Source organism: Caproicibacter sp. (assembly GCF_046707225.1).
In the GTDB taxonomy this organism is placed as follows: domain Bacteria; phylum Bacillota; class Clostridia; order Oscillospirales; family Acutalibacteraceae; genus Caproicibacter.
Map to the genome: position 1 here is coordinate 1 of NZ_JBJKOP010000014.1, position 13,300 is coordinate 13,300.

A 13,300-nucleotide genomic window follows, 5' to 3' on the forward strand; every position below is an offset into this window, starting at 1 on the left:
TGGAAGTGGCGGGATCGTCATTCTTCCGGCTTTATGTTGATTTTTCGTTTTCTATTTTCTCTTCACGCAAATTGTAAAAAGAGCCCATCCTTCGCTTAACGCGTCAGGTGGGTTCTTCGACAATCTGTGCCGGTGCCGTTTAACGGCACCGGCAAATTATTGAGAAGCTATTTACTCTTTACCCATGCGTCGTACTGAGACTGAACGTCGGCAAGCAAGGTGTCGATGCCGGCTGTTTTAAATTCATTCTTCATTTGAGCAACTGTGGAATCGACGTCGCAGGTGCCGTAGAAGAGCTGCGGATAATACTTGGTAACTACAGCTTGGCAGGCCGCGTATTCCGTCTTGCATTTTGATGTGTCATAAACAAAGCCGAGGTCGTCAAGAACCTTTGCGCTTTTGTTATATGCTTCAATGTCCGTGAACAGGGTCGGGGACTGCAGGTCGGTCAGATAATTGTTAAATTCATTGCCCATAATCCAGCCACCGGCGGAAGTGAAGTCTGAATCCTTGCTGACTGTGATCACATTGTCCGATTTCTTTGTGTAATCTGTTCCTTCAACACCGTAGGTCATCAGGTTAATCAGAGTCTTATCCGTGTAAAGCATCGAAATAAATTTGAAGGCTTCGTCCGGATGCTTGGAGGAAGAAGGAATCGCCAACAACGCGCCGAGAGTTTCGCGGTTTGTTTTTTCAACCGGCGTAATGTCGATCTGAGTCAGGTCAAGTTTCAGCGACGCGGATTCCGTCTGAGCTTTGCCCGGCATTACAGACCAGGATCCACAGAAATACTTTCCGGTTGCCATATCGGTTTCCTGACCTTTTGAAGTAAGAACGTCAGGGCTGAAATAGCCTTTGTCATGCCATTTTTTCATTTCTTTATAGAATGCGATTGTTTTGTTTGCCGTAAACGGGTTTACGATTGTTTTCTCGTCGTTCGGGTCAAAGGCGAACGGAGAATTATCGGCGTCAAAAGCATCCCAGTCAAGGAACTTGTAGGGGCTATCCATTTGAGCCGCGCAGACCGGGATTAGACCGTCGGCCTTAACCTTGTCAAAGTATTTTGCCAAATCGTCCATCGTTTTAATGGACGACGGGTCGATGTTCAGTTTCTTGAGCTCTGCGGTCTGGCAGAGGAATCCGAAGTTGTGAGCCTTTTCCTTATTGGTCGGCATTCCGTAATATTTGCCGTTGACTTTGGTACCGTCAAGGAAATCTTTTCCGATGATATTGACGACGTCCTGATACTGAGAGTCGTTGACATACTTTGTGATATCAGTGAATTCACCTCTCTGGCAATGCGCGACATAACCCGGCGTAATCCAGCTTGAGGTGTTCATGATGTCGGCTTCCTGTCCGGTCTGAAGCATTGTGGCTGTTTTCTGCTTCAGATCATCCCAGGAATAGGTTTCCCAATCGATCTGGAGTCCGGTATTCTTTTGCGCCAGATAATCGTTAACCGCTTTTTCCACGCGGTCAAGTCCCTGAATCTTCTTGTCACCGGTCATCAGCTTTAATGTTACCGTTTCTTTCGGAGCTGCGCTGCTTTCCCCGGAAGCTGCGCTTGCGGTACTGCTGCTTTGTGTTGCGTCAGCTGGAGCCGGTTTTGTGCAGCCTGACAGCGTGAACGGAACAACAGTGGCCAATGCCAGAGTAAAACTCAGGATTTTTTTTACACCATGCATAAAAATTGCCTCCCCATAATTTAAAATTTTACTAACCGATTTCTCGGTATTAGCCTTTTACAGCACCGACAATGATGCCTTTGACAAAAAATTTGCGGAAAAACGGGTAGGAAAATACAACGGGTCCAACGGCAATCACAGCAAGAGCCATCCTCGCGCCTTCACTTGGAAGATTCCGCCGGGCTTCCGCCGGAACATTGGGACTTGTCAGAACGTAATTGATATTGTCAAGCATGGAGTATAAATAGTATTGAATGGTATAGAGATGGTGGTCATTAATGAAGATTAGTGAAAGGTAATAGTCGTTCCAGAACTTGACAAGGCAGAACAGGAAGATGGTCGCGAGCCCCGCTTTACAAAGCGGAAGGGCCACGCTGAAAAAGATTCTGAATTCGCCTGCCCCGTCGATTCTTGCGGCCTCAACGAGGTCCTCCGGGACCGACTGCTTCATAAAGGTGCGCATAATGATGATCCACCAGGCATTCACCAAATAGGGGATAATCAGGATCAAAAGTGAATTGTTGATTTTTAACAGCTGTGCGTAAACAAATACCCAGGGGACCAAGCCGCCGCCGAAAATCGTGGTGAAAAATGCGAAAAACGCAAATCCGTTTCGATGCTGGAAATTGCTTCTGGAAAGAGGATATGCATACAGGGCGATAATCGATGTTGCGGTAATGGAACCGATGCTTGTGACAATGATGGAATTCGAGTAGGAGTGGATCAAGTCATAGCTGTATTTAAAAATGTACTGATATGCTTTTAAATCAAAAGCCGCCGGCCAGAACTGATAGCCGTATGTATCAAGGGACTCCTTTGAACTGAAAGAAACCATGACTACAAGAATCAATGGCGCAAGGAAAAGGATACAGATCAATACGAAAATCAAGTTTATGGTAAAATTGGAACGCGCAGTGACTTTATTAAATTCGTAATTTTTTGATTTTTCCAAGAAATTCAAATGTTTCTTGTTAATTGCATTAACCATTGCCAACCTCCCTGCCGCACTCATGCAGCGAATATAAAATCCGGATCATGATCGATTGTTAAAACAATGCGGAATCCGGGTCGGCTTTTCTGACGACGAAATTGCACAGGAACACAATGACACAGCCAACGGTCGCCTGGTACAAACCTGCCGCAGCGGACATTCCGATATCGCCCAGATTAATCAGCTCATTGTACACAAATGTGTCGATGATACTGGTGGTGCTGTAAATCTGGGGAATGTTTCTGGGTACGTTGTAGAAAAGGTCGAAGTCGCCGTTGAAAATGCGTCCCACCGCGAGCAGCGAAAGGATGATGGCGGTTGTTTTGAGCATGGGCAGCGTCACATAGCGAATCTGCTGCCATTTTGTAGCTCCGTCCAGCGCTGCGGCTTCGTAGTATTCGCTGCTGATCCCTGAAATTGCGGCAATATAAATAATCAGATTATATCCGGTGTAATGCCACAAATGAAAGAAAATGATGATCGCCGGCCAATAACCGGGCTTTGTGTAAAAATCGATGTTCTGCATGCCAAACAGCGGCAGCATGGTTTTGTCGATAAAACCGGCGTTGCACAGAAAGGCGTAGGCCACGTAACTGACTGCCGACCATGAGATAAAATAAGGCAGGAACATCATTGTCTGGTAGGTGTTGGCCTTTTTCTGGTTCCACATTTCGGACATGCATATCGCGAGCGCAATTGGCACAATCAGGTCAAGCGCAATAAATACGAGGTTGTAAACCACCGTGTTTACCGTTGCTGTAATACAGTCGACGGATTTGAATAGAAATTGAAAATTTTGAAAACCGACGAATTGGCTGGTAAATAAACTTTTGAAGAAACCGGCGTTTACATTATACCTGTAATCTTCAAACGGGATTACTACCCCAATCATCGGAAGATAGTTGTTGATGACTAAGATAAGAACGCCGGGCAGGAGCATCAGGTAAAATGCAAGATCCCTCCGCCTTGCCCCTTTGCTCTTTTTCCTTAAACCGACAGCTGCATCTGACGGTTTGCCAATCCTGCCGATTCGTTTGCCTGGTTTTGTGCCGGCGGCTTGTTCTGCTGCCATTTTGCAAATCCCCCTTTGCTTACTTTAGTGGATTGTTTTTATTGGCTTCTTATAAGAATTGTAATAAGACGTTTGATTTCTCATCGGGCAGGCAAAAATCATATTTCCGCAACGGACTGCCCGTGAATCAGCGTACCTGTCAGGGTTACGGATTCTACGATTGTGGTCAGCGGGTTTTCAATCTGAGCGATCAGCCTTCTGGCGGCTTCGCGGCCCATGCGATCCGTATCCTGCTGCAGCGTGGTCAGCTGGGGCTTGATGACCTGAGAAAGCGCAATGCCGTCGTAACCCGCGATGGAGATGTCTTCCGGGATTTTCAAGCCGGCTGCTTCAATTGCTTCAATCCCGCCCAAAGCGGCGTAGTCATCCGGCATGACAATACAGGTCGGACGGTTCGGCAGCTCCAAAAGTCTTCTGACGCAGTCCCTGGTGGTTTGTGTGTCGTGATAGGCGGAAAGAACAAGGTATTCGGAAGGAACCTCCACGCCCAGTTCCATCAGCGTTCTGCAGAAGCTGGTAACGCGCTGTTCCGTGACGGCCGACTTCTTGCCGTGGACATATGCGATCTTCCTGTGCCCCATTTGATATATGTAAGTTACCAGGTCCCGCATTCCAATCACGTTGTTGGAGTTTATGTTGGTGCGGTTGTTAAAAATATGGTCGATCGTCACAACCGGGAGACTGCCGTTAATCAGCTCCAGAACTTCCGGCTGAAGAAAATTAACGCAAGCGATGCAGACTCCGTCAACATTCCGGTATTTGCAGTGCTCCAGATAGGACATCGGATGGCTGCCGGCATTCATGTTGTGGTTGATGAACGTGATATCGTAAGAGCGGGACTCTGCCTCTTCCTTGAAACCGTTCAAAACAGCGGCGAAATAATCCTGCTTTAAACCGCTGTTGGCTTCGTCCGTAAATAAGACTCCCAGGTTGTACGTCCGGTTTGTTTTCAGAGCGCGGGCGAGCGAGTTCGGGAAATAGCCGAATTCTTCGGCAACTTTCAGGACGCGCTGTTTAGTAGAACTGCTGACGTCGCTGTAGCTGTTCAGGGCCTTGCTTACAGTTGAAACGGAGAGTCCGCATTTTGCCGCAATGTCTTTGATGTTAGCCACAGAAATTCCTCCGATTGTTCCTAAATCGTTTTCGCATTCTTAGTATAATCTACAATACACAATTTTGCAAGATTAAATTTCAAAAAAATATGTAATTTAATTTTTTGAAAGCCATATTATAAAAATAATGTGCTTTTACTGCGGACAATGATCAGAATATTTTCCTTAATTTATATTATTAACGAAAATGTTTTCGCTAACCTCGGCAAGTCAATGCAGGTTATTGAAAAACGAAAAAAGTGGGCGGTGTCAAGAGAAATCTTGGTTTTATTACCTACAAAACAGAAAAGAAATCCTTGTGTGAATTGACAAATTTATAAAATGTACTTGATTTTGGGGCGAAATACATCTAAACTAAAAAATGCTAAGTAATAAGGAGTAGTACGCCTTTAATTCGAAAACGTTTTCGGTTTAAAGACTGTTTAACCTAAATTTCTGGCGGAAATGAGGAAATATTTTTATGAAGTTCGGTTATTTTGACGATGTTCAAAGGGAATATGTCATTGAAAGGCCGGATACTCCCTATCCTTGGATCAATTACCTTGGGAATGAAAAATTCTTTTCCCTGATCTCTAATACGTCCGGCGGCTATTGCTTTTACAGAGACGCCCGGCTGATGCGCCTGACGCGGTACCGGTACAATTCCGTTCCGACCGACGCGGGCGGAAGGTATTTTTACCTCCGTGACGGGAATGATGTCTGGAATCCAGGATGGGCGCCGGTGAAAGCGAAGCCGGACCGTTACCGCTGCCGCCATGGGCTGGGATATACCGTCATTGAATCGGAGAGAAATCAACTTACGGCCCGCCAGCTTTCCTTTGTCCCGATCGGCGCGGACTGTGAAGTCCACAGGGTAACGCTGAAAAATCAGAGCGGCGCGGTGAAAGAAATCAAGCTGTTTTCCTTTGTGGAGTTTTGCGTTTGGAACGCCTACGATGACATGACGAATTTCCAGCGCAATTTTAATACCGGGGAAGTAGAAATCGATGGCAGCGCCATTTACCATAAGACTGAGTACCGTGAGCGCCGCAACCATTATGCCGTCTTCAGCGTCAACGCGCCGATTCAGGGCTATGACACGGACCGCGAAAGCTTCCTGGGCCTGTATAACGGATTTGACCGCCCGGACGCCGTCTTCAACGGCAAACCGGGCAATTCGGTCGCGAGCGGCTGGTCGCCGATCGGGTCGCACTGCCTTGGGGTCACGCTCGCTCCCGGCGAGGAAAAAAGCTACATTTTTGTGCTTGGCTACTGCGAAAACCCGGAGGATCAAAAATGGGAAGCGCACGGAGTGATCAATAAAGAACCCGCGCGCAGGCTGCTGGACCGTTTCCATACGGACCGGCAGGTGGAAATTGCCTTTGATGAACTGAAAAATTACTGGGAGGGGCTGCTTTCACGCTTTTGCCTGCAAAGCGAAGACCCGAAGCTGGACCGCATGGTCAGCGTCTGGAACCAGTATCAGTGTATGATAACGTTCAACATGTCCCGCTCAGCGTCCTATTTTGAATCGGGAATCGGTCGCGGCATGGGGTTCCGCGACTCCACTCAGGATCTTCTTGGTTTTGTACATTTGATTCCGTCGCGGGCCAAAGCGCGGATTCTTGATATTGCTGCCACGCAGATGGCGGACGGCAGCGCCTATCACCAGTACCAGCCGCTGACCAAACGCGGAAACATGGAGGTTGGCAGCGGGTTTAACGACGATCCCCTGTGGCTGATTTTCGGCGTTACCGCTTATTTGAAGGAGACGGGGGACTGGTCCATTCTGAAGGAATCGGTTCCGTTTGACAATGATGAGAAAAAATCGGCTTCCCTGCTGGAGCATCTTCGCCGCTCGTTTGGCCATGTGCTCGACAATCTTGGTCCCCATGGCCTGCCGCTGATCGGCCGTGCCGATTGGAACGACTGCCTGAACCTCAACTGTTTTTCAAAAAAGCCGGGAGAATCCTTTCAGACGGTGGAAAACAGGGAAAGCGGTGTGGCGGAATCCGTGTTCATTGCGGGAATGCTTGTGTACATAGCGCCTTCTTATGCGGAGATTTTGCGCCGCGGCGGTCTTACGTCGGAGGCGGAAGTCGTTCTGAAAGCGGCAAAGGATATGGAGCAGGCGGTGATTCGTTACGGATGGGACGGCGAATGGTACCTGCGCGCGTATGATGCGATGGGAAACAAGGTGGGCTCCAGAGAATGCGATGAGGGAAAATTGTTTATTGAACCGCAGGGGTTCTGTGCAATGGCCGGAATCGGAATGGATCAGGGCCTGCCGGAACGCGCGCTTGATTCGGTGAAAGAGCATCTGGATACCAAATACGGCATTGTTCTGAACTGGCCGTCTTACACGACTTACCGCCTGAATCTGGGAGAGATCTCTTCTTATCCGCCCGGATATAAGGAAAACGGGGGTATCTTCTGCCACAACAACCCGTGGATCTCCATTGCGGAAACCATGGTCGGGCACGGAGAACGCGCGTTTGAGGTGTACCGCAAAACCTGTCCGGCGTATCTGGAAGACATCAGTGAAATTCATCGCACGGAGCCATACGTGTACGCACAGATGATTGCGGGCCGGGATGCGCCGCGCTTCGGCGAAGCGAAAAATTCCTGGCTGACCGGTACGGCGGCCTGGACGTTCTATGACGTTTCCCAGTTTATTCTGGGAATCCGTCCGCAGTTTGACGGGCTTCAGATTGACCCGTGTGTTCCCTCCGCTCTGAAAGGCTTTACGGTGACCCGGCGTTTTCGCGGGGCGGATTATGTGATCGAGGTCCGGAATCCGGACGGCGTTGAGAAGGGCATCAAGACGATGACGCTCGACGGGATGCTGATCACGGGCAATCTTTTGCCGGACTGCTCCGACGGAAAGACGCATCGGGTGGTAGCGGTAATGGGCTAAGGATTAAATTTCAACCTTGCAGGACGGGACGGACGCGGAATGGCGTCCGTCCCGTTTTGTCTGCGGAGCCTTCCTTGACATCCATTTCAAAATTCATTACAGTAGAGGAAGAACCAGAGGTGAATTAAGAATGAATCAGGCAAATCGAAGGAAAATATCCATGAGGCTGCTTCAGCTTGCGGCGGCGGTTTTCGGTTTCGTCACGCTGGCGGAGCTTGCTGCCGCCGGAATTCTCGCGGTTCGGCAAATGAACTTTTTGCGGGGATCGGCTGCGGTCATCGGCGGGGCGGACGTGCCGACGGCAATTTATGTTACGTCGAAATCGCCGTTGACAATTCTGGTGCCGCTTGTTTTCGCACTGCCGCCGGTTTTTACGGCGGTGACACTCTTTTTGCTGCATCGGCGAAAAAAGAGAAAAGCCGACGAATCATAGCGTCAATACGGGAGGTAAGACCGATGAACGGTCAAACAAGAAGCAAGATCAAGATCGGCGCGCTGGTCGATATCGTACTGAAAAGAGACCAGCCGACCGGCAAACTGACGCGCGGGCATGTGAAACGGATTTTGACGAAAAGCCCGACGCATCCTCATGGAATTAAGGTGATGCTGGAGGAGGATGACCAGGTCGGACGGGTGCAGAATATTGTGGAAGAATAAGACGTCGGAGGAACTAAAATGGCTGAAATTTTTTTGGCGGGCGGATGTTTCTGGGGAATGCAGAAATACATCTCGTCCGTTCACGGGGTAACGAAAACCGAAACAGGCTATGCGAACGGGCCGACCGATAGCCCGACTTATGAACAGGTATGCGGAAATTCCGGACACGCGGAGACGGTTCGCGTGGAGTATGATTCCAATGAGGTCTCGCTCGGTTTTTTACTGCGCCTTTATTTCGACGCGATCGATCCGACAGCGGTGAATCGTCAGGGCGGGGACAGCGGAATTCAATACCGTACCGGAATTTATTACACGGAGGAATCGGATTTGCCGGTGATTCGCTCCGAAATCGACCGGCTTCAAAAAACACTTTCAAACCCGGTCGCGATCGAAGTCCTGCCGCTTGTGAATTTTTATCCGGCGGAAGAGTACCATCAGGAATATCTGGACAAAAACCCGGGCGGCTACTGTCATATCAGCCCGGCGAAAATTCAGAAAGCCGCACAGGCGTCCGATCCGGCCGTGCGGTTCTCCGCGCCGGACGCGGTGGCACTGAAAGAAAAACTGACTCCGATGCAGTTTGATGTGACGCAGAACGCGGCGACGGAACCGCCGTTTGAAAATGAATACTGGGATTCGGACCGACCGGGCATATATGTGGACGTAACCACCGGAGAGCCGCTGTTTACGGCAGAGGATAAATTCGATTCCGGCTGCGGCTGGCCCAGCTTTTCAAAGCCGCTTTCTCAGGAGTTGGTCACGGAACGCAGGGATATGAGCCACGGGATGATTCGCACGGAAATACGCAGTAAGAAAGGAAACGCCCACCTGGGGCATGTGTTTCCGGACGGGCCGCGGGAGCGCGGCGGCCTGCGGTACTGCATCAACAGCGCGGCGCTCCGGTTTATTCCGAAAGAGGATATGGAAAAAGAGGGCTACGGCGAGTGGATTGACCGGGTCTGAAAAAAGTTGGATGATCCGTTGCCCAGATCCAGCGGCCTGTTTTAAGCAGTGACGGGGCGGTTGCTTTCAAGAGCAACCGCCCCGTCCGTCTTTAGTTCAGGCTTGGCGGCCTTCACAAAGTTGCAGGTTGCCCGGTGGCATGCTAAGATTAAAAAGCTTATCATTCTTTAATTTTTGAAAATGGGGTTATTAAGAGGATGCAATTCAATGTTAATATCCTGCTGGTTCTAATTGCGCTGCTTGCTTCTATTCTCCAGGGAAGTACCGGCTTTGGCTATTCCATTTTGTCGATGTCTCTGATGCCGCTGCTTTTGCCTTACAGAACCGCGGTGACTGTCACGGCCACCAGCGGCGTCGCAATCATGCTGTTGTTTGCAGTCAAACTGCGCAGGCAGATTAATTTAAAGTTGATGCTTTATCCTTTCCTTTCCTCGACTGCTACCAGCCTGGCGGGCATCGTTCTTTTGATGGCGACGCCTGACGTGTGGATGCGCCGGGCTTTGGGAGGGGTTCTGTTTCTGCTGTCCCTGTACTTTATCTTTTTCAGCAGCCGTCTCCGGATCGCGCGGTCGCGCAAGAATGGCCTGATCGCAGGGGCGGTCAGCGGATTGATGAGCGGGCTGTTCAATCTCGGCGGCCCGCCGATGGTGGTATACTTCCTGTCGGCGGCAGAGGATAAGCTGGAATACCACGCTACTCTGCAGTGCTATTTTGCCGCCAACGGTATTCTGATTCTGCTGCTGCACGCCTTGATCGGCGACTATAATCCGGAGGTCTTCCGGTTCAGCTCCGTTTCTCTGGCGGGGGCGGCGGTGGGATGCCTTGCCGGGTATGCCCTTTTTCGAAGGATGACCATGAATATGATCCGCCGGCTGGTCTATTTCTTCATGGCGGCGTTTGGAATTTATCTGCTTCTGGGAGGGTGAACGGAAAAAATCGATGGAAACCGGAGAGTAAAAGTAGGATAAAAAATCATACTAGCGAAAGTGCTTTTTCAATAGTATGATTAAACCAAAGCTCATTGAACAAGATGTGAGAAATGATAAAACGCGCTGAGCCATCTTATCGTCGTATCAGCCGGATAAGATGTTGGCAAAACCGGTGAAGGCAGCGAAAACGGGTTTGAATAACGAATCAATTACATTTCTGAGAACAGGAGTAAAACGCAATCTATGAAACAGAAGAGAATTCCGAAAGTGAAAAAGGTGAGCGGCCGTATCTGGCTGTTGGTTTCTTTCCTGCTCGCTTTGGCGGTTTTGCAGCTATTGTCCGCTCTTCCTTCCACCTCAATAGTCTTTTCCTCTCCGGCGCAAGTCGTTCAGTCCTTTGCCTCAAAAGCCGAAAGCGGAGTGATCTGGCTCAATACCGGAATGAGTCTTTTCCGTGTTCTCTGCGGCTTTCTGCTTGGATTTTTAATCTCAATTCCGGTGGCTTTTCTGATGAGCTGGTACAAAGTGTTCCGGAACCTGGTTGAGCCGTGGATTCAGTTCATCCGCAATATTCCGCCTCTGGCCTATATCCCCCTCGTGATCGCCGGGGTGGGAGTGGGAGAATCCGCGAAGGTCGTTGTCATTTTCATCGCGACTTTTCTGGTTAATGTTATTACCGTCTATCAGGGGATACGCGATGTGGATGTGACGCTCATTAAAGCGGCAAGGGTTCTCGGTGCGAACGACAAAGATATTTTTCTAAAGGTAATCATTCCCGCTTCCGTTCCTTTCCTGTTGGTCGGCATGCGCCTGGGGCTTTCGACTGCCCTGACCACCCTGATCGCGGCGGAGATGACGGGTGCTTCCAGCGGGCTTGGAATGATGATTACGGCGGCCGGCGAATATTACGACATGCCGACGGTCCTGATGGGCATCCTCGTTATCGGTGTGATCGGGCTTATGTTTGAGCAGATTGTAAAATTCCTTGAAAGGAAATTAACCTCATGGCAGGAAACGCAGTAAAAGTAAAAATCGACAATGTCAAGAAGTCTTTTTCGGGGGTAAAAGGGGAAACAATAGCCCTGAACGGGGTAAGCATGGACATTGCGGAAAACGAATTTGTCTGTGTGATCGGCCCCTCCGGATGCGGAAAATCCACCTTGCTGAATTTGATTGCAGGATTAAAGGAGCCCACTTCGGGGAAAATCTATCTTGACGGAAGGGAAATCACCGCCCCCGGCCCGGAGCGCGGCGTCGTATTCCAACAATACGCGCTGTTTCCGTGGCTGACTGTCCGTAAAAACGTTGAGTTTGGGCTGAAACTAAAAGGTATGTCAAAGTCTGAGATGGGCGCGGTGGCGGACAAATATCTTCGGATGGTGGAGCTGCAGGATTTTGCGGACAATTTTCCAAAAGAGCTTTCGGGCGGGATGAAACAGAGAGTCGCGATCGCGAGAGCCTATGCGATGAATCCGGAGATTTTGCTGATGGATGAGCCCTTCGGTGCGCTGGACGCGCAGACGCGGGCACAGCTGCAGGAGGATCTGTTGGAAACATGGGAGAAAGAACAGAAAACCTGCTTCTTTATCACGCATGATGTGGAAGAAGCGATTCTTCTCGCGCAGACTGTCGTGATCATGAGCGCGCGCCCGGGACGCATCAAGGAGAGCGTTGCAATCGACATTCCTTACCCGCGCAATCAGGCGACCAAGATGATGCCTGAATTTATCGAGCTGAAAAATTACATTTGGGGAAAAGTTTATAAGGAGTATCTCGAGGTTAAAAAATAAAACATTAGGAGGAGTACTTTATGAAAAGGTTTATCAGCACCATGGTCAGTGTTTTGATGATCGCGGCCGTGTTTACGGGCTGCGGTGGAAACAGCGCCTCCCAGGCGGGCTCATCCGGCACGGCGGCAGGCTCGTCCGCCTCATCGGCGGCTCCGGCCATTACCATGCGGGTGGCGTACATGCCGAACATGAGCAGCGCGGGAGCGGTAATCACCGGTATCCAAATGGGCTATTTTAAGGAACAGGGTATCAATGTTGAGACGGTAAAGTTCTCGAAGGGACCTGATGAAATCGCCGCCATGGGCAGCGGGAACATCGACGTTGCCCAGATTGGTACCGGCGCTCACGTGCTTTGCGCCAAAGGCCAGGCCAAAATTTTCGCTTACGATGATTCTTCCATTAACGATGAGGTAATGGTGAACAAGGAAAAGGGAATTACAAAGGCCGCAGATTTGAAGGGCAAGACGATTGCCGCAACGCTGGGCACGTCGAGCGAACAGATTTTGAAGCTTGTTCTGGAATCGGCGGGGATGACGGAAAAGGATGTCAAAGTCGTACAGATGGATGCTTCCGCCGCCGCCACCGCCATGATCAGCGGTAAAGTGGACGCCTGCGCAACATGGTCGCCTTCCACGATTACCATTCAGGAAAAAATGGGAGACAAAGTCATGGTCCTCGCAAATAATAAGACATTTGCAGACAAAACGACATCTCCGTCCAGCTTTATTTGCACCAATGATTACTACGCAAAGAATCAGGATAATCTTGTTCGGTTCACAAGAGCTCTTTTAAAGGCTCAGGATTACAGGGCCAATCACTTAAAACAGGTGGCTGACTGGGTTGCGGACCTGATCCAGCAGGATAAAGCAACGATTGAAAAGACAACCGGCGACAGCGAATGGTCGACCGCGGAGCAGATTTACAGTGAGGCAAAGAGCGGAAACATGAAGAAGATGTATGAAGTTCAGCAGAAAAATTTTATTTCCAGCGGCTCTTTGGCATCGCCTGTGGATGTGGATAATTATTTCAGCCCGGACATCATAATCAAAGCGTACGAAGCAAACAAGAAATAAATCGGTTAGAATCAAAATTATTAAATATTTGCGCAGAACGGCCGGAAGTTTTCTTTCAGCCGTTCTGCGCATATTTGACGTTGAATCTTGGAAAAGGTATAGTAAGATTTGACATCATCTGTTAAAAGGAGT

Annotated in this window: 12 protein-coding genes; 8 read left to right on the forward strand and 4 right to left on the reverse strand. The window is 49.5% G+C overall.

Features of this window, described 5'->3' with window-relative positions:
- Positions 1-167 precede the first annotated feature (167 nt).
- The 4 genes from ACLQ3M_RS02145 to ACLQ3M_RS02160 form a co-directional block, all read right to left on the reverse strand.
- The gene (locus ACLQ3M_RS02145; RefSeq protein ID WP_411676064.1) at positions 168-1,685 is read right to left on the reverse strand and encodes an ABC transporter substrate-binding protein; all 1,518 of its coding nucleotides are present in this window, start codon (positions 1,683-1,685) and stop codon (positions 168-170) included.
- A gap of 49 nt (positions 1,686-1,734) precedes the next feature.
- On the reverse strand, positions 1,735-2,673 hold the full coding sequence (locus ACLQ3M_RS02150) for a carbohydrate ABC transporter permease (protein ID WP_411676065.1): 939 nt from the start codon (positions 2,671-2,673) through the stop codon (positions 1,735-1,737).
- A 58-nt stretch (positions 2,674-2,731) separates the two neighbouring features.
- Complete coding sequence (locus ACLQ3M_RS02155) at positions 2,732-3,748, reverse strand: ABC transporter permease (RefSeq protein ID WP_411676066.1); 1,017 nt, start codon at positions 3,746-3,748, stop codon at positions 2,732-2,734.
- A gap of 98 nt (positions 3,749-3,846) precedes the next feature.
- Positions 3,847-4,860 carry a LacI family DNA-binding transcriptional regulator gene (locus tag ACLQ3M_RS02160; protein ID WP_411676067.1) on the reverse strand — a complete coding sequence of 338 codons (1,014 nt, stop codon included), beginning with the start codon at positions 4,858-4,860 and terminating at the stop codon, positions 3,847-3,849.
- A 460-nt stretch (positions 4,861-5,320) separates the two neighbouring features.
- On the opposite strand from ACLQ3M_RS02160, the gene ACLQ3M_RS02165 reads away from it, so the two are divergent.
- From ACLQ3M_RS02165 to ACLQ3M_RS02200, 8 genes are all read left to right on the forward strand, one after another.
- A complete protein-coding gene (locus ACLQ3M_RS02165) occupies positions 5,321-7,756 on the forward strand; it encodes a GH36-type glycosyl hydrolase domain-containing protein (protein WP_411676068.1) in 2,436 nt (811 codons plus the stop codon).
- A gap of 130 nt (positions 7,757-7,886) precedes the next feature.
- The gene (locus ACLQ3M_RS02170; RefSeq protein WP_411676069.1) at positions 7,887-8,189 is read left to right on the forward strand and encodes a hypothetical protein; all 303 of its coding nucleotides are present in this window, start codon (positions 7,887-7,889) and stop codon (positions 8,187-8,189) included.
- A 23-nt stretch (positions 8,190-8,212) separates the two neighbouring features.
- Positions 8,213-8,413 (forward strand): YwbE family protein, encoded by a 201-nt coding sequence (locus ACLQ3M_RS02175; RefSeq protein ID WP_411676070.1) that lies wholly within the window; start codon positions 8,213-8,215, stop codon positions 8,411-8,413.
- A gap of 18 nt (positions 8,414-8,431) precedes the next feature.
- Entirely contained in the window at positions 8,432-9,376 is a 945-nt protein-coding gene (gene msrB / locus ACLQ3M_RS02180) for a peptide-methionine (R)-S-oxide reductase MsrB (RefSeq protein WP_411676071.1), read from the forward strand.
- Between the two features lie 197 nt (positions 9,377-9,573).
- Complete coding sequence (locus ACLQ3M_RS02185) at positions 9,574-10,302, forward strand: sulfite exporter TauE/SafE family protein (protein ID WP_411676072.1); 729 nt, start codon at positions 9,574-9,576, stop codon at positions 10,300-10,302.
- A 246-nt stretch (positions 10,303-10,548) separates the two neighbouring features.
- Positions 10,549-11,328 (forward strand): ABC transporter permease, encoded by a 780-nt coding sequence (locus ACLQ3M_RS02190; RefSeq protein WP_411676073.1) that lies wholly within the window; start codon positions 10,549-10,551, stop codon positions 11,326-11,328.
- Positions 11,310-12,095, forward strand: a complete 786-nt coding sequence (locus ACLQ3M_RS02195) for an ABC transporter ATP-binding protein (protein ID WP_411676074.1) — start codon at positions 11,310-11,312, stop codon at positions 12,093-12,095. Before ACLQ3M_RS02190 ends, ACLQ3M_RS02195 begins: the two co-directional genes overlap by 19 nt.
- A 20-nt stretch (positions 12,096-12,115) precedes the next feature.
- Complete coding sequence (locus tag ACLQ3M_RS02200; RefSeq protein ID WP_411676075.1) at positions 12,116-13,168, forward strand: ABC transporter substrate-binding protein; 1,053 nt, start codon at positions 12,116-12,118, stop codon at positions 13,166-13,168.
- Positions 13,169-13,300 lie beyond the last annotated feature (132 nt).